Origin of the sequence: Planobispora longispora, from assembly GCF_016863135.1 — a bacterium.
GTDB lineage: Bacteria > Actinomycetota > Actinomycetes > Streptosporangiales > Streptosporangiaceae > Planobispora > Planobispora longispora.
In genome coordinates this window covers 21,673-38,910 of the sequence record NZ_BOOH01000004.1, presented here as the reverse complement: position 1 = coordinate 38,910, position 17,238 = coordinate 21,673, and the positions used below count along the sequence as shown (strand labels likewise).

Genomic DNA, 17,238 nt, shown 5'->3' with positions numbered 1-17,238 from the left:
TCAACGCGACCCGGTGTCGCTCATGCCGAGACTGGCGGCCGGCTCGGTGTATCCCTCGGCCTGCAGGGAGAAGAGCCGGGCGTACTCGCCCGCCGACGCCATGAGGTCGGTGTGGCTTCCCCGCTCGGTGACGCGCCCGTCCACCAGGACCACGATGAGGTCGGCGTCCCGCAGCGTGTTCATGCGGTGCGAGATCAGCACACTGGTCCGGCCCGACCGGTGGCGCCTCAGGACAGAGTGGAGCCGGTACTCGGCGGCGGCGTCCAGGCCCGAACTGGGTTCGTCGAGGATCATCAGATCGCGTCGCCCGCGGAGGAACGCGCGGGCGACGGCCAGGCGCTGCCACTGCCCGGTGGAGAGGGTGAAGCCGGAGGCCGGGGAGAAGGGCTCGCCGGTCTGATCGCCGCCGGTCTCCCCGGCGGGCGGGGGCGATGCCGGCTCGGCGGCGAACGACCGGCTCAGCATGGTGTCGTACCCGCCCGGAAGGGCCGCGAGGGTCCGGTGGATCCCCGCGATGCCCGCCGCCCGGGTCAGCGCCTCCCGGTCGCCGAGCGCGTCGACGTCCCCCAGGCCGATGTTCTCGGCGGCGGTCATGTCGTACTGCATGAAGTCCTGGAAGACGGCGGAGATGCGGGCCCGCAGGGAGTGCGGGTCCATGGTGCGCAGGTCGACGCCGTCCCACAGGATCGCCCCGCGGGTGGGGTCGTAGAACCGGCACAGGAGCTTGACCAGCGTGCTCTTGCCCGCGCCGTTGCGGCCGACCAGCGCCAGGGCCGAGCCGCGGGGGATGAAGAGGTCCACTCCGCGCAGGATCCAGTCATGCTCGTCGGAGTAGCGGAACCACACGTCGCGCAGTTCGATGCCGCTTCGCAGAGGGGGGGCCTGCCGGGCGGGCGCCGGGACCGGCAGGTCGGCCTCGGCCTCGACGATCTCCAGGTAGTGGGTGAACAGCAGCAGCGCCTGCCGCGTGGCGGCGTAGTGCTGGACGAGCTGCGACAGGGCGGTCTGGGTCCCGGCCAGGGACGCCACCAGCATCGACACGTCGCCGAGCGACAGGGCGCCGCTCCGGGCGGCGAGCACGGCCCAGACGAGGCCCAGCCCGGCGACTCCCGCCGAGACGAACGACAGCCCGCTCTGCGTGGTGAACTGCTTGCGGTCCAGCCGGTGCTCGGCTTCGTTGGCGGCCGTCCGCTCGGCCGATATGCGCCCGCGAAGGAAGGCGGAGAAGCCGAAGAGCCTGGCCTCCTTGGCCGACTGGCTGTCGGTCAGCAGCTGGCTGAAGAACATCTCGCGCCGCATCATCGGGCTGATCCTGGCCATCATCCCGACCTTCTCGCGGGCCAGCGAGTTCTCGGCGACCAGCGCCGGAAGGGCCGAAACGGCGACGATCAGCGCCAGCAGCGGGTTGATGAAGACCAGGGAGCCGGCGAAACCGGCGAGCACCAGGACTCCCCGCGCCCCCTGGAGCAGCCCGTTGACGACGTTCCCGGGTGAGGTCGCGCCGGCCTCCTCGGCGAGCCGGAGCCTGTCGTGGAACTCGGGCCGCTCGAACGGGGCGAGACCGACGAATCGCTCCACCGCGCGGAAGAGGAGGTTCTTGCTGGCCAGCCCGATGCGCCGGTGCGCCTCGGCGCGCAGGAACTCCGCCGCGTGCTGGGCTATGGAGAACAGGAGTCCGGCGCAGGCCAGCGCGGCGGCCAGCCCGAGGAGGACGTCCTCCGCCGCCCCCCGGACCAGGCCGTCCAGTACGACCTTGGTCAGCCAGGCGACCAGCACCGGAAGCCCGGCCGAGACCACGGTGAAGGCCGTGTAAGCCGCCAGGAGACGAGGGGCGGCGCGCCACCCCAGCGAGACGGCCCTGGCCGCTGCGGCCAGGCGGGACGCGCGGCCGTTCATGCCCGGGTGACCTGGGTGACCTGGGTGACGAGCACCTGCTCCATCCTGCCGCCGCTGGCGAGGACCACGCCGAAGCCGTCGACCACGCACATCGCGGGGATGGAGTCCACCCGGAAGGCGGCCATGAGGGGGCCGCCGTTGCGCTCGACCACCACTTTGGAGACCGGCTCGAGCTCGCCCACCAGTGCCGAGACGTCCTGACCGGGATCCGCTATGACGACGGACAGGACGGCGTCCCGCCCGCCGGGCCAGTCCGGGGCGTGCCTGACGAGTTCGGCCGCCTGCTCGACGCACGAAGGGCAGCCGGGCGAGAAGAACGCCACCAGGGTCCCGTCCGCGAGCCGTTCCCTGGCCACCGGTTCGCCCGACGTCGTGACAGCGGAGAAGGCCTCGACGGAGTCTCCCGCGGAGACCGTGCCGGGCCGTCTGGCGGGGTCTCCCAGCTTGGCGATCTGCTGGGCGTGCTCACGGAGCCTGGCCATGACCGCGACACCCAGCAGGAGATTGAGCAGGCCGAGGGCTCCGACGAAGACCACGGCGGCAACGAGATACGGCACGGACAACCTTCTTTCGACCCCGGGGAATCTCTGACGAGGAGAAGCGGCTCAGCGCGGTGAACGGCCGCCAGGAGTCTCCGGTTCGCTGATGGGAGTCACTCCGCGCTGAGCCGGCGTGTCATCTCAGATCAGCAGGACATGCACTGGTAGGTGCAGTAGGTGCCGCTGGGGGTGTTGTAGCAGCGCTGCGACCACGCGAGCGTGCAGTGGAGGCACCAGTACGCCTTCGCCTCGGCGCGCGGCACCACCATCGACAGCAGGCGGTCCCCGATCCTCTCGGCGGTACGGAGCATCACTCACTTCCCTTCCGTTGGAAGCCGGCCTCGGAGAGCCGGACACGGCGTCAGGATGTCCTCTCGCCCGCACAGGCGGCGCACACGGCGGGCACAGCGCGGGCCGTGACCGGGAGAGCCGGTTTTTTCCGGGGGTTTCCCGATCTCCCCGGAAGACCGGGTTCCTCCGGTGCGCGTCAGCCGACGCCCATCCGGTTGCGCGGATGGGCCGGTCGCCCCTCAAGTTCCGCCACGCGTGAGGTCAGGCGCTCGTTCGCCGCCGTGAGCCGGGCGCACTGCTCGAGCAGGGCGGTGTTCTGGACGCGCAGCAGCGTGACCAGCGACGGCGGCCCTTCCCGCGGTACGGCGGATTCCGCCGGGGACCGCGCCGGCGTCCCGCCGGGGGTCGTCTCGCGGCGGAGCGCCCGGGGCTGTGCGATCTTCGGTGCCTGCGGGACCGTCTGTCCCCGCAGGATCCGCTGGTGGGCCCTCTGCAGCTCGGGGCCGGGATCGATGCCCAACTGCTCCCGCAGCAGCCTCCGCGCCTCCTGGTACGCCTGCAGGGCCTCGGCCGTACGCCCGGATTCGTGGAGGGTCGCCATCAGGTGCGACCACAGGCTCTCCCGGAGAGGATGCTCTGCCACGAGGCGGCGCAATTCGCCGACGGCGTCGTGATGGGCGCCGCACGCGCGCCGTACGGCGAGCCACTGTTCGACGACCCGGAGCCGCCGCTCCTCCAGCCGGGCCACCTCCGCCTGCAGCAACGGCCCGAGCGGCAGCCCTTGGAGGGGTGTGCCACGCCAGATGCGCAGTGCCGCGTGGATATGGTCGGCGGCCGCGTCGATCTCGCCCCTGCCCATCAGCTCGGCGCCCCGCGCGGCCGCCTCCTCGAATCGGAGGAGGTCCAGCTCGCCGTCTCCGACGCTCAGGCGGTAGCCCGAGGGCTCCGTCACCAGGCGCGCCCCCGCGGGGGTGAGCGCGTGACGCAGCCCCGCGATATGGGTGCGCAGGTTGGAGCACGCGGACGCGGGGATCCGTTCCCAGATCGCTTCGGCCAGATAACCGACGCTGACCGCCTCGTTCGCCCGCAGGAGGAGCGCGGCCAGCAGGGCCCGCCGCCGCGATCCGCCGAGTGGGATGGTCCTGTTCGCGTGCGCTATTTCCAGCGCACCCAGAATGCGAAATTCCATATGACCTCCGGTCGATGCTCTCGAAACCGGTCTGCGGCCGGGTTCGCCGGTCGCGATCACCTGCCGGGTCGCAGGCAGGCGTCATCATCACCGTCGTCGCTGGCGGACCGCTGGCGGACCGCTGGCGCCAGGTTCCCGGACTTCGGATGAAGAAAGAGGCATTTCATATCGGAGGGTGACTTGTGAGTCATGATCAATCATGAAATGTTTTTCCGTGTCGTCCTGCCTCCATTCGGATGACGGGATGCTGGCATTCGAATGGATCGGTGGCCGGATGCGGGGTTCGCCCGCGGGATGAGTGACGGGGGGCTCGGTGGACTTCCGGATGCTTGGTCCGCTGGAAATCCACGAGAACGGCCGGCAGATCCGGATCACCGCTCCGAAACAGAGAGTCCTGCTGGCCCTGCTGCTCCTGGACGCCAACCAGGTGATCACCGAGGAACGGCTGATCGACGAGCTGTGGAACGGGAGCCCGCCCGCCGCGGCCCGGTCGAGCCTGCAGGCCTACGTCTACCGGCTCCGCAAGGAACTCGCCGGAGGCGAGGGCGTGGCGTTGCGGAGGGACGGGGACGGGTACCGCCTGAGGGTCGCGGCCGGGAGCCGGGACGTCGAACGGTTCGAGCGGGCGGTCTCCGCGGCCGCCGACATCCGCGATCCGTGTCAGGCGGTCCCGCGTCTGCGGGCTGCCCTGCGCGAGTGGCGCGGGGAACTGCTGGCCGGCATCGACGTGCGGAGCGTCGCCGACGAACGGGCCCGGTACGACTCGATGCGGCTGGCGGCCCTGGAGCGATGCGTCCGCGGTGAGCTGGCCCTCGGCCGCGACGGCGAACTGGTGGCGGAGCTGGAATCCCTCGTGCGTCAGTACCCCCTCTCCGAGTCCCTGTGGGGTTCCCTGGTGATGGCGCTGCGCCGGGCCGGGCGCAGGGGGGACGCCGCGGCCGCCTACGCGCGGGCCCGGCGCTGCCTGGTCGAGGAACTCGGCATGGAACCGGGGGCGGAGCTGCAACAGCTGCACCGGGAGATCCTCGAAGGGGCGGTGACCCGGCCGCCGGACGGGTCACCCACCGACGGGGCGGAGGAAAGGCCGGTCCCCGCGCAGCTGCCCGCCGGCATAGCCGACTTCACCGGCCGGTCCCGGGAAGTGGGCGAACTGGTCGCGGCGGCCGATGCCGAAGAGTCCCCCGTCATGCTGATCGCCGGTCCGGCGGGAGTGGGGAAGACGGCGCTCGCCGTACACGTCGCCCACCGGCTGCGCGATCGGTACCCGGACGGCCAGCTCCACGTCGACCTCGGAGGCGTCCAGCGCGCGTCCGAGCGGCCGGCCGACGTGCTCGCCGGGTTCCTGCGCGCGCTCGGTTCCACCGGCCCGCCGCCCTCCTCCGAGACGGAACGGATCGCCCTCTACCGCAGCGTCCTGTCGCGCCGGCGGGTGCTGGTGGTGCTGGACAACGCCGCCGACGTCTCCCAGGTGAGGCCCCTGCTGGCGACGGGCCCGGCCTGCGCCACGGTCATCACCAGCAGGGACTCCCTGGCGACGCTGCCCGTCGGGCGGCGGATCCGGCTGGGGATGTTCGCCGAGGACGAGGCGGTCGAATTCCTCGGCAGAATCGTCGGCGGGCGTGACGAGCGGCCCGACGCGGAGACGGCGGCCGAGGTGTCCCGGCTCTGCGGTCACCTCCCGCTCGCGTTGCGGATCGCGGGAGCCCGTGCCGAGAGTCTGATGGGCTCGTCCCTCACGATGCTCGCCGAGCGCCTCGCGGACCACCGCCGTCGCCTCGCGGAGCTCGAACTGGACGACCTGTCGGTGAACTCCAGTTTCGAGCTGAGCTACGAACTGCTCGGGAACCGGCCGCGAGCCGCCCGGGCGTTCCGCCTCCTGGGCCTGATCGACGGCCCGGACATCACAGTGGAAAGCGCGGCCGCTCTTCTCGGCGTCTCACCCGTCGCCGCGGCGACGGCGCTGTTCGATCTCGTCCGGACGCAGCTTCTCGAGCCGTACCGGCCGGGCAGGTACCGGATGCACGACCTCGTCCGGCTCTACGCCGCCCAGCGGGCCGGGATCGATTCACCGGACGAGCTCTCCGGCGCCGTGAACCGGCTGCTCGACGCGTACCGCGCCCTGGCCGGACACGCGGTGCGGGTGCTGACGGAAAGGTCATCCGAGGCGTCCTCCCCCTCTCATCCTTTCGCCGGAGCGCAGGAGGCCCTCACGTGGTTCGACGCCGAGCGCCCGAACCTGCTGGCGGCGATCCGCGCCGGCCTGCGGTCACCGGAGTGCGAAGAAGCGGCCGTCGCAACGGTGCGGGCACTGACCTGGCTGTTCCGGTTCCGCGGGTCCACGGAGGAATGGGTCCGTGTCAACGAGTCGGTGCTGTCGGCCGCGAGGAGGCGGGGAAACCCGGCCCATGTGGCGGACACCCTGGACGAACTGGGCAAGCTGAGGAGGGAGCGCGGAGATCTCCCCGCTGCCCTGGCGTACGCCCAGAACTGCTTGAAGGTCCGCCAGGAGATCGGGGACATCGGAGGGGAGGTCCGGGGGCACATCAACCTGGGCGTCGCCCACCACTTGATGGGATCCACGGATGAAGCCGCCCACCACTACGGGATCGCTCTGACCGCCGCCGAGCAGGCCGGCGACCGGCTGGCACAGGGGTACGCCCTGGCCAACCTCGCGGCCGTCCACCGCGAGGCGGGACGCTATGACGATGCGCAGGCGTGCAACGCGGCGTCGGTGAAGCTGTGCCGGGAACTCGGCGACAACCCCGGCCAGATAGACGCCTTGGACGACCTGGCCACCACCCATCGGGCGGCCGGTCGTTTCGGCGAGTCGCTCGAGGCCCTCACGGGCGCCCTCGAGATCGCCGAGCGCATCGGGTACGTGACCCGTGTGGCGAATCTCCTCTGCGAGATCGGGGAGACGCGTCTCGCGGGGAACGACGCCGTGGGCGGGATCGCCCCGGTGACGCGGGCGGTCGGCATCTTCGGCGAGACCTCCGACCGTTACGGCAGGGGCCGCGCTCTGCGGCTGCTGGGACGTCTCTACCGGAGCGCGGGTGACGCCGAGTCGGCGCGGCGGTGCTGGGAGGAGGCTCTGACGGAGTTGACGGATCTCGGCGTTCCCGAGGCCGAAGAGGTCCGTGTCCTCGTCGCCGGGCGATGACACGCAAAGGCGCACGGCTCCGGATCCTCCCGGCTGGGGCGAGACCTTCCCACGCGCCCGGGGGAGACTCACCGGGAGGTGGGCGGCAGGGGGACCTCCTTCTGCTGGGTCTCCACGTTGATGCCGCCGATGGCGGTGGTCACCTTGGCGGTGAAGCGGATGGCCTTGACCTTGGCGTCCTTGGGGACGTCGTAGATGAGGTCGGTTTCCAGGATGTTGCCGGCGCCCAGGGTGAGCCGGTAGTCCTGGCGCCTGATGTTCATGGCGGTGATGTCGACCTTGTGGCTCCGGCCGTCCTGGGTGATCAGAAGCTGTTCGAGCCCTTCGAACTTCTGCCGGTCCCGGTCGGTGTTGTGGAGCTGGACGCGCACGAAGACGTACTGGCCCTTGGCGGGCCACTCGGCGTGCGTCCCGACGACGCAGCAGAAACCGGTGCGCAGCCCGATCGCGGTAATCTTGAGTTTGCCCACGGTGACGGGGGCGGCGGTGACCGGCACTTCGAAGTCCCGCACGTGCCGGGGCGCCAGGTCGTACAGCGGCGTGGGGGTCGCCGTGGGCTCGGGATCCGCGGCGCCGCCGGAGCAGGCGCCGAGCGTCGCGGCGAGGAGCAGGGCCGTCCCGGCTGATGCGGCAAGGCGCGACATAAAGATCAAATCTAGTCACGACAGTGCAAGGTGTCACTCATGACCATGCTTGTTGTCCGAATCGTGTCACAGCGGTGACCTGCTCGGCCACGGATGTGAGGCAGCATCACGTGCACTGAGGTATCCATACAGAGAAGCGACGTTGATCGAAGGAGGCCGTTGTGGGCCTGAGTTTCATTTCCCGCCGCGCGCTCACGGTGGGCGCGGCGGTCCTCGCCGGCGCGCTCGGCCTGTCGGCCTGCGGCAGCGGTGGCGGCGAGACCAGCGCCAGCCCGAGCGGGGCGGCCACGACCAGCGCCCCGGCGGCCGCGGGAGGTCCCAAGCTGGTCACCCCGGGCAAGCTGACGACCTGCACGAACCTGCCGTACGAGCCCTTCCAGTTCAAGGAGGGCGACAAGGTGGTCGGCTTCGACGTCGACATCGTCGACCTGGCCGCCAAGAAGCTCGGAGTGACGCAGGAGATCGTCGACATCGACTTCGCCGTCATCAAGAGCGGCGCGGCCATGGCCGCGGGCAAGTGCGACGTCGCCGCCGCCGGCATGACCATCACCGAAGAGCGCAAGGCGAACATCGACTTCTCCGTGCCGTACTTCGACGCCACCCAGGCGCTGCTGGCCAAGAAGGGCACGGGCGCCGCGTCGCTGGAGGACGTCAAGGCCAAGAACCTCAAGCTCGGCGCGCAGGCGTCGACCACCGGCCTCGACCACGCCAAGGCGAACGGCTTCAACCCGCGTGAGTTCGCCGACTCGCCCAAGGAGCTGCTGGGCCTGCAGTCCGGCCAGGTCGACGTGATCATCCAGGACCTGCCGGTCGTGCTCACCTGGCTGAAGAAGCCGGAGATCGCCGAGAAGTTCGAGCTGATCGCCAGCCTGGACACCGGCGAGCAGTACGGCGTCGGCCTGAAGAAGGGCGCCGACCCGGTCATCCTCAAGGCGGTCAACGACGCGATCACCGAGGCCAAGGCCGACGGCACCTACGAGCAGATCTACGTCAAGTGGTTCGGCAAGAAGCCCGGCGAGCTCGGCTGATCCATGACCGACCAGCCCATCAAGGCTGAGCCGGCCGGTCCCGGCGGGACTCCCCCCGCCGGGACCGGGCTCAGCCCCCGTCAAAGGCAGCAGATCAGCAGGGCCGTCCAGTACGTCGTACTGGTGGCCGCCGCGGTCGCCGCCGTTCTGTTCGTCGACTGGGCGAGCCTGGCGCAGAACTTCGCCAAGGCCGAGGTCGCCGAGCAGGCTCTGCCCGAGCTGTTCACAATCGCGCTGAAGAACACCCTCATCTACTCGGTCGGCGGGTTCTTCTTCGCGTTCCTGTTCGGCCTGATCCTGGCCCTGATGCGGTTGTCTCCGGTACGGCCGTACCGGTGGCTGGCCATCGCCTACATCGAGATCTTCCGGGGCCTCCCGGCGCTGCTGATCTTCCTGATGATCCTGTTCCTGCCGCTGGCGCTGCCCGGTTTCGAGGTGCCCGGCGACCTGTACGGCCAGGGCATCCTGGGCCTGACCATCGTCGGCGCGGCCTACATGGCCGAGACGCTCCGCGCGGGCCTGCAGGCGGTCCCGAAGGGACAGATGGAGGCGGCCCGCTCGCTGGGCATGTCGTACGGCAGGTCGATGACCACGATCATCATCCCGCAGGCCGTGCGCATCGTGATCCCGCCGACGACCAACCAGTTCGTGTCCCTGCTCAAGGACTCGTCGCTGGTGCTGTTCCTCGGCGTCTCCGGTGAGTACGTGGAGCTGACGAAGTTCGGCAACGACCTGGCCTCCACGCACGCCAACGCCACGCCCATCCTCGTGGTCGGCGTGACCTACCTGCTCGTCACCATCCCGCTGGGCTACCTCGCGACCCGGCTGGAGAAGCGCCAGGGGAAGGGACGGTGACCCCGGTGAGCCACGCGGTCGAGATCCGCGATCTGCACAAGCACTTCGGCAAGCTCGAGGTGCTCAGGGGCATCGACTTCACCGTCGAGCCCGGTCAGGTGGTCTGCGTCATCGGGCCGTCGGGGTCGGGCAAGTCCACGTTGCTGCGCTGCGTGAACCTCCTGGAGCAGCCCACCGCGGGCAAGGTGTTCGTGGAGGGCGTCGAGCTGACCCACCGCGACGTCGACCTCGACGCGGCCCGGCGCCGGGTCGGCATGGTCTTCCAGCAGTTCAACCTGTTCCCCCACATGACGGTGCTGGAGAACGTGACGATCGCCCAGCGCCGGGTGCTGAAGCGCGGCAAGGCCGAGGCCGAGCGGATCGCGCGGGACAACCTGGACAGGGTCGGTCTCAGCGAGAAGGCGGCCTCCTACCCGGCGCAGCTCTCCGGCGGCCAGCAGCAGCGGGTGGCCATCGCCCGCGCCCTGGCCATGAACCCGTCGCTGATGCTCTTCGACGAGCCCACCTCGGCGCTCGACCCCGAACTGGTGGGCGACGTGCTGACGGTCATGCGCAAGCTGGCCGAGGAGGGGATGACCATGCTGGTGGTCACCCACGAGATGGCGTTCGCCCGCGAGGTCGCCGACCGGGTGGTGTTCATGGACGGCGGCGTCATCGTCGAGGACGGCCCGCCCGCCCAGGTGATCGGCTCCCCGCAGCACGAGCGGACCAAGTCGTTCCTGCGCCGGGTGCTCGACCCGACGCACACCGACGTCTGAGGGTTCCGGAGTCCCCGTGCGGCCCGCGCCCGCCCGGCGCGGGCCGCACGCGGCTGCGGGCCCGCTCGTGCGGGCCTGTCCGTGCGCGGTCACGAAACGCGCGTGGTCATGAAACGTGCGCGGTCACGAAAAGAGCCGGGACCGTACGGCCCGGCACTGGTGTGTGCGGTGCCGCGTGGTCCCGGCTCCACGAGCGAGCAGGGCCCGGGAGAGACCTTTGGCGCCGTACAGAGCTTCCCCGACCCTGCACGTTTTCTACTCGGTCTCCCCGCGGACGCCTGCGTCACTCGCGTTGATTCCCTTACCCGTCGGCGCGGAGCGGGAATCCTTCGTGTCGCGGTTGGGTTTTCACGATCCCGTTTCGCCTGCGCGGCGGGATTTCGGTCCCACTATAAGCATCTCGCCGGCCTTCCGGCGGGCATTCTCACGTGTCCGGCGAGTATCACCGCGCGGGAGGGCGGGCCTCGCGAGGAGTCCCGCGCGGGAAGGGCCGGGCCGGGCGCGCCGGCCGGGGCGGGCGGTCAGGCGTCGCGGAGCATGCAGGTGAGCCGGGAGGTGCACACGCGCCGGCCCTGCTCGTCGGTGATCTCGATGTCGTAGGTGGCGAGCGTCCGGCCGCCGTGCAGGCGGGTGGCCACGCCGGTGACGTATCCGGAGGTGGCCGAGCGGTGGTGGGTGGCGCTGATCTCGATGCCGACGGCGATGCGGTCCGGGCCGGCGTGGATGGCCGCGCCGGTGGAGCCGATGCTCTCGGCGAGCACGCAGGAGGCGCCGCCGTGCAGCAGGCCGTACGGCTGCGTGTTGCCCTCGACGGGCATGCGCGCGACCACGCGCTCGGCGCTCGCCTCGATGATCTCGATGCCCATCCGCTGGGCGAGGGTGTTCTCGTGCACCGAGTTGATCAGCTCCTGCAGTGAGGCGTCGTCGGGACCGGTCAGAGTCAAGGGGATGTCTCCTGTCGTGCGAGGCCGGGTTTTCTGTCGCACCAGGAGACTAGGCTTCTGCTGTGCCGAAGAGCGAAGCGACCCCCACTCGTCCGTGTCTGTTGCTGCTGGACGGACACTCCCTGGCCTACCGGGCGTTCTACGCGCTGCCCGAGGAGAACTTCTCCACTTCGACGGGGCAGAAGACCAACGCGGTCTACGGGTTCACCTCGATGCTGGTCAACGTGCTCCGCGACGAGCAGCCCTCCCACGTGGCGGTCTGCTTCGACCGCTCGGAGCCGACCTTCCGGCATGAGGAGTACGCCGAGTACAAGGCCAACCGCACCGCCAGCCCCGACAGCTTCCGCAGCCAGATGAGCCTGATCCACGAGATGCTCGACGCGTTGCGCGTGCCGCACCTGTCGCTGCCCGGTTACGAGGCCGACGACCTGATCGCCACGCTGGCCACCCGCGCCGCGGCGCAGGACATGAACGTGCTGGTCGTCACCGGCGACCGCGACGCGCTGCAGCTCGTCGACGATCGGATCACCGTGCTGATGACCCGCGTGGGGATCAGCAACATGACCCGGTTCACGCCCGAGGTCGTGCTGGAGAAATACGAGCTCACCCCGGTGCAGTACCCCGACTTCGCCGCGATCCGCGGCGACAGCAGCGACAACCTCAAGAACATCCCGGGCGTGGGGGAGAAGACCGCGGCCAAGTGGATCCGCGAGTTCGGCTCCCTGGAGGAGCTGGTCAACCGGGTCGACGAGGTCAAGGGCAAGGTCGGCGAGAAGCTCCGCGAGCACCTCGACCAGGTCCTGATGAACCGCCGCCTGACCCAGCTCATCCGGGACGTCCCGCTGGAGCACGAGGTCTCCGGGCTGGCGATCGGCCAGTGGGACCGCGGCGAGATCGACAAGATCCTCGACACGCTGGAGTTCCGCGGCGAGATCCGCGACCGGCTCTTCAAGACGCTGGGCTCGCCCGAGCCGGAGAGCTCCGGCGGCTTCGAGGTGGAGGTCGCCGTGCTCGGCGCCGGCGAGGTGGCCGCGTGGCTGGAGGGGCTGCCCGCGGGGCGGGCCGGTCTGGCCTTCACCGGCGCGTACGGCCGCGGCACCGGCCGCGTCGACGGCGTCGCGATCGCCGCGCCCGGCGGCGACGGCTCCGGGCCCCGGGCGGCGTTCGTCGACCCGGCCGGGCTCGACGAGGCCGACGAGGCGGCCCTGCGCGCCTGGCTGGCCGACGAGTCCAGGCCCAAGGCCGTGCACGACGCCAAGGGCCCCATGCTGGGCCTGTGGGCCCAGGGGATGGAGCTCCGCGGGCTGTCGTGCGACACGGCGCTGGCGGCCTACCTGGCGACGCCGGGACAGCGCTCCTTCCCGCTGGAGGACCTCGTCCGGGTCTACCTCCAGCGGGAGCTGCGCGACGGGGCCGCGGCGGACGGCCAGGCCACCCTCTTCGACGACCAGGACGCCGACGTCGCCCGCGACCTCGCCCTGCGGGCCCTGGCCGTGCGCGACCTCGCCGAGGCGCTGGAGGCCTTCCTGGAGTCGCGCGGCGGCGCCCACCTGCTCCGGGAGGTGGAGCTGCCGCTGGTGACCGTCCTGGCCGAGCTGGAGCGCGACGGCGTCGCCGCCGACCGCGCCCACTTCGACGGCCTGGAGGCCGAGTTCCGCGCGGCGGTCAAGCAGGCCGTCGAGGCGGCCCACGCGTCCGTGGGAGAGCAGTTCAGCCTCAACTCGCCCAAGCAGCTGCAGGAGATCCTGTTCGTCAAGCTGGCGCTGCCCAAGACCAAGAAGATCAAGACGGGCTACAGCACCGACGCCGAGCAGCTGGCCTGGCTGGCCGCGCAGACCGAGCACGAGTTGCCGACGATCATGCTGCGCCACCGCGACCAGGACAAGCTGCGCACCACCGTCGAGGGCCTGATCAAGGAGATCTCCGACGACGGCCGCATCCACACGACGTTCGAGCAGACGGTGGCGGCGACCGGGCGGCTCAGCTCCAAGCAGCCCAACCTGCAGAACATCCCGATCCGCACCGCGGAGGGACGCCGGATCCGGCAGGGCTTCGTCGTCGGCGAGGGCTACGAGACGCTGCTGACGGCCGACTACAGCCAGATCGAGCTGCGCATCATGGCGCACCTGTCCGGCGACGAGGCGCTGATCGCGTCGTTCGAGTCCGGGCACGACTTCCACCAGGCGACCGCCGCCCGGGTCTTCGGCATCGAGCCCGAGCAGGTCAACGGCGAGATGCGCGCCAAGATCAAGGCGATGAACTACGGCCTGGCCTACGGCCTGTCCGACTTCGGGCTCTCGGCGCAGCTCGGCATCCCGGTCGCGGAGGCCAGGGAGCTCAAGAACGAGTACTTCGAGGAGTTCGGCGGCGTCCGCGACTTCCTCAACGCGATCGTCGCCCAGGCCCGCCAGGACGGCTACACCGAGACCATCCTGGGCCGCCGCCGTTACCTGCCCGACCTCAACAGCGACAACCGGCAGCGCCGGGAGATGGCCGAGCGGATGGCGCTCAACGCGCCGATCCAGGGGTCGGCGGCCGACATCATCAAGCTCGCGATGCTCCACGTTCGGGACGCGATGAAGGAGGCGGCCCTGGGCTCCCGGATGCTGCTGCAGGTCCACGACGAGCTCGTGTTCGAGGTGGCGCCGGGCGAGCTGGACACCCTGCGCGAGCTGGTGCGCGAGCGGATGAACGCCGCCTACGTGCTGCGCGTGCCGCTGGAGGTCTCCGTGGGCGTGGGCCGCACGTGGGAGGACGCCGGGCACTGAGCCGTCGCCGCCGTGCCGGCGGTCCGAGTGGAAGGCGAGGCTTCGCCCGACTGTGGGGTGGGTGTCGGAGTGGCCAGGCTTGTCTGAGTCTGTTCTAGGGTTGGACGGCAGGCCGACACCTCGACGGGCACGGGAGTTTTGTGCGGAGTCCATCCCTTCTCACTCAGATCGTCATGGTGGCCAACGCGCTGGTCGTGATCATCGCCGTGGGGGTGCTCCAGGTCCTGCCCGCCCCCGAACGGCGGTCCGCGCCGGCGGGTTCGGCCACCCCGGCCACCCCGGCCACCCCGGGCGCCTCGGGCACGGCGGACCCCGGCGGGCCGAAGGGCGACGCCTCGGAGCCGCCCGCGCCCGACCTGCCCTCCGCCGACCTGCCCCCGCCGGTCACCGCCACCCCGGAGTTCGCCCGGCAGGTGAAGGCGAACGAGGCCGGCCTGGTCCCCGTGATCATGTACCACCGGATCATGAAGAAGCGGTTCGCCTCCATCGACCGGACCCCCGCCCAGGTGCGGGGGGAGATGGAGAAACTGGCCAGGGACGGCTACGTGCCGGTCACCGCGCGGGAGTTCGCCACCGGGAAGATGGACATCCCGGCCGGGAAGCACCCGGTCGTGCTGACCTTCGACGACGGTCACCCCAGCCACTTCGCGCTGGACGAGAAGGGCATGCCGGTGGCGAACACGGCGGTCGGCATCATCTACCAGGTCGCCCGGAAATATCCTGACTTCCGGCCCGTCGCCACCTTCTGGGTGAACCAGCAGCCGTTCGGCCTGCGGAGCCGGGCCGACCAGGCGCGGGCCGTGCAGTGGCTGACCTCGCGCGGGTTCGAGGTGGCCAACCACACCTGGAGCCATCCGGCGCTGCCCGGGATGTCGAAGAAGCGGATCGCGGAGCAGCTGGTCCGGGTCGAACGGATGCTCGAGGCCCTCGGCGCCGGCCCCTCGGAGACGCTCGCCCTGCCGTTCGGCGCCATGCCGCACCCGCGCTCCAGCGTGCAGCGCGGGAAGTGGGACGGGACCCGCTTCGGCTTCAAGGGGGTCTTCCTCGCCGGCGCGCAGCCGTCGGAGTCGCCCTTCTCCAAGGCCTACGACTGGCGGGCCATCCAGCGGATCCAGAGCAACGGCAAGAAGGGCGAGTGTCGGCGGTGGTGCTCGCAGTACTGGCTGGAGTGGCTGAACAAGCACCCCGGCAAGCGCTACACCGCGGACGGCGACCCCGAACGCATCTCCATCCCGCAGGAACTTCAGGGTAATATCAGCTCCAAGCGGAGACAGCAGGTCAACGCCTATTGAGGCTGCCCGCCGCCGTTTTCGTCCCTTCGGGGGGCGTGGCGTCTCCGCTCTCCGGATTGACCAGGCCCGTCTGGTCTCATATGCTGATCGCTGCGCTGTGGGCTCGCGCGTGTCTCGGACGGAGTGGGCTCGCGCTCGATCATGTCGATGACAAACTCCTTCGGCTGAACGATTCAAAAGCCTGCCGCGCGTTCGCCAACATCGACATCTGTCCGCGTTCGGAGCAATTCCACACATGACGAGCAGCACTGAGGCCACCTCGAGCACCCCGCAGGTAGCGGTCAACGACATCGGGTCCGAGGAAGAGTTCCTCGCCGCGATCGACCTGACCATCAAGTACTTCAACGACGGCGACATCGTCGAGGGCACCGTCGTCAAGGTCGATCGAGATGAAGTTTTGCTCGACATCGGCTACAAGACCGAGGGCGTCATCCCCTCGCGTGAGCTCTCGATCAAGCATGATGTCGACCCGGCGGACGTCGTCGAGGTTGGCGAGCACGTCGAGGCCCTGGTCCTCCAGAAGGAGGACAAGGAAGGCCGTCTGATCCTGTCCAAGAAGCGCGCTCAGTACGAGCGGGCCTGGGGCACGATCGAGAAGATCAAGGACGAGGACGGCATCGTCACCGGAACCGTCATCGAGGTCGTCAAGGGTGGTCTCATCCTCGACATCGGCCTCCGCGGCTTCCTGCCCGCCTCCCTGGTCGAGATGCGCCGCGTGCGCGACCTGCAGCCGTACGTCGGCCGCGAGCTCGAGGCCAAGATCATCGAGCTGGACAAGAACCGCAACAACGTGGTCCTGTCCCGCCGCGCCTGGCTGGAGCAGACCCAGTCCGAGGTCCGCCAGACCTTCCTCAACACCCTGCAGAAGGGTCAGGTCCGCAAGGGCGTCGTCTCCTCGATCGTCAACTTCGGTGCGTTCGTGGACCTCGGCGGCGTCGACGGCCTGGTGCACGTCTCCGAGCTGTCCTGGAAGCACATCGACCACCCGTCCGAGGTCGTCGAGGTGGGCCAGGAGGTCACCGTCGAGGTTCTCGACGTGGACATGGAGCGTGAGCGCGTCTCCCTGTCGCTCAAGGCGACGCAGGAAGACCCGTGGCAGCAGTTCGCCCGCACCCACCAGATCGGCCAGGTCGTGCCGGGCCGCGTCACCAAGCTGGTGCCGTTCGGCGCGTTCGTCCGGGTCGAGGAGGGCATCGAGGGCCTGGTCCACATCTCTGAGCTGGCCGAGCGCCACGTCGAGATCCCCGAGCAGGTCGTCCAGGTCGGCGACGAGATCTTCGTGAAGATCATCGACATCGACCTCGACCGTCGCCGGATCTCGCTCTCGCTCAAGCAGGCCAACGAGGGTGCGATGGGCGCCGACGTCGAGTTCGACCCCACGCTGTACGGCATGGCGGCGACCTACGACGACCAGGGCAACTACATCTACCCCGAGGGCTTCGACTCCGAGACGGGCGAGTGGCTCGAGGGCTTCGACAAGCAGCGCGAGGAGTGGGAGCGGCAGTACGCCGAGGCCCAGACCCGCTTCGAGGCGCACAAGAAGCAGGTCGAGGAGGCCCGCAAGGCCGAGGCCGAGGCGGGCGAGGCTGCCCCCACGTCCTACTCCGGTGAGACCCCCGGCGCCTCCTCCAGCAGCAGCAGCAGCTCCTCCGCTCCGGCGGGTGGCGCTCTCGCCTCCGACGAGGCTCTCGCGGCCCTGCGCGAGAAGCTCGCGGGCGGCCAGAGCTGAGCCTGTGAGGCACGAGTAGTCCGGTGAAGGGCCCCGCTCCGGCGGGGCCCTTCTCCTTTTCCCGCCTCCTGCCTCCGTGTCTCCCGCCTCCAGGCCCCGGCCCGGTCTCCGGCCTCCGGCTCCGGTCTCCCGGCGGGTGAGGCGA

At 70.2% G+C, this 17,238-nt stretch carries 13 protein-coding genes; 7 read left to right on the top strand and 6 right to left on the bottom strand.

The window, feature by feature from the left end; genetic code table 11:
* From Plo01_RS02510 to Plo01_RS02495, 4 genes are all read right to left on the bottom strand, one after another.
* Positions 1-1,896, bottom strand: a complete 1,896-nt coding sequence (locus Plo01_RS02510; protein ID WP_203888818.1) for an ABC transporter ATP-binding protein — start codon at positions 1,894-1,896, stop codon at positions 1-3.
* Positions 1,893-2,453, bottom strand: a complete 561-nt coding sequence (locus tag Plo01_RS02505; protein ID WP_203888817.1) for a thioredoxin domain-containing protein — start codon at positions 2,451-2,453, stop codon at positions 1,893-1,895. Before Plo01_RS02505 ends, Plo01_RS02510 begins: the two co-directional genes overlap by 4 nt.
* Positions 2,454-2,581: 128 nt before the next feature.
* Positions 2,582-2,746, bottom strand: a complete 165-nt coding sequence (locus tag Plo01_RS02500) for a hypothetical protein (RefSeq protein ID WP_203888816.1) — start codon at positions 2,744-2,746, stop codon at positions 2,582-2,584.
* Between the two features lie 176 nt (positions 2,747-2,922).
* A complete protein-coding gene (locus tag Plo01_RS02495) occupies positions 2,923-3,915 on the bottom strand; it encodes an AfsR/SARP family transcriptional regulator (protein ID WP_203888815.1) in 993 nt (330 codons plus the stop codon).
* A 325-nt stretch (positions 3,916-4,240) separates the two neighbouring features.
* Here Plo01_RS02495 and Plo01_RS02490 point away from each other — a divergent pair, with 325 nt between their 5' ends.
* The gene (locus tag Plo01_RS02490) at positions 4,241-7,075 is read left to right on the top strand and encodes an AfsR/SARP family transcriptional regulator (RefSeq protein ID WP_203888814.1); all 2,835 of its coding nucleotides are present in this window, start codon (positions 4,241-4,243) and stop codon (positions 7,073-7,075) included.
* Between the two features lie 68 nt (positions 7,076-7,143).
* On the opposite strand, the gene Plo01_RS02485 is transcribed toward Plo01_RS02490, so the two are convergent.
* A complete protein-coding gene (locus Plo01_RS02485; RefSeq protein WP_203888813.1) occupies positions 7,144-7,719 on the bottom strand; it encodes a DUF4352 domain-containing protein in 576 nt (191 codons plus the stop codon).
* Between the two features lie 161 nt (positions 7,720-7,880).
* On the opposite strand from Plo01_RS02485, the gene Plo01_RS02480 reads away from it, so the two are divergent.
* From Plo01_RS02480 to Plo01_RS02470, 3 genes are read left to right on the top strand one after another with little or no spacing between them, the layout of a single operon-like run.
* Positions 7,881-8,747, top strand: coding sequence for an ABC transporter substrate-binding protein (locus Plo01_RS02480; RefSeq protein WP_203888812.1), 867 nt, complete (start codon positions 7,881-7,883; stop codon positions 8,745-8,747).
* A gap of 3 nt (positions 8,748-8,750) precedes the next feature.
* The gene (locus tag Plo01_RS02475) at positions 8,751-9,602 is read left to right on the top strand and encodes an amino acid ABC transporter permease (protein WP_203888811.1); all 852 of its coding nucleotides are present in this window, start codon (positions 8,751-8,753) and stop codon (positions 9,600-9,602) included.
* Positions 9,599-10,360, top strand: coding sequence for an amino acid ABC transporter ATP-binding protein (locus tag Plo01_RS02470; protein WP_203888810.1), 762 nt, complete (start codon positions 9,599-9,601; stop codon positions 10,358-10,360). The genes Plo01_RS02475 and Plo01_RS02470 overlap by 4 nt, the downstream gene beginning before the upstream one ends.
* Positions 10,361-10,881: 521 nt before the next feature.
* On the opposite strand, the gene Plo01_RS02465 is transcribed toward Plo01_RS02470, so the two are convergent.
* Complete coding sequence (locus Plo01_RS02465) at positions 10,882-11,226, bottom strand: PaaI family thioesterase (protein ID WP_203888924.1); 345 nt, start codon at positions 11,224-11,226, stop codon at positions 10,882-10,884.
* Between the two features lie 140 nt (positions 11,227-11,366).
* Here Plo01_RS02465 and polA point away from each other — a divergent pair, with 140 nt between their 5' ends.
* The 3 genes from polA to rpsA all read left to right on the top strand — a co-directional run bounded on the left by polA (position 11,367) and on the right by rpsA (position 17,093).
* Entirely contained in the window at positions 11,367-14,072 is a 2,706-nt protein-coding gene (gene polA / locus Plo01_RS02460; protein WP_203888809.1) for a DNA polymerase I, read from the top strand.
* Positions 14,073-14,212: 140 nt separating this feature from the next.
* Positions 14,213-15,364 carry a polysaccharide deacetylase family protein gene (locus Plo01_RS02455; protein WP_239315813.1) on the top strand — a complete coding sequence of 384 codons (1,152 nt, stop codon included), beginning with the start codon at positions 14,213-14,215 and terminating at the stop codon, positions 15,362-15,364.
* A 235-nt stretch (positions 15,365-15,599) separates the two neighbouring features.
* Entirely contained in the window at positions 15,600-17,093 is a 1,494-nt protein-coding gene (rpsA, locus tag Plo01_RS02450; RefSeq protein WP_203888808.1) for a 30S ribosomal protein S1, read from the top strand.
* Positions 17,094-17,238 lie beyond the last annotated feature (145 nt).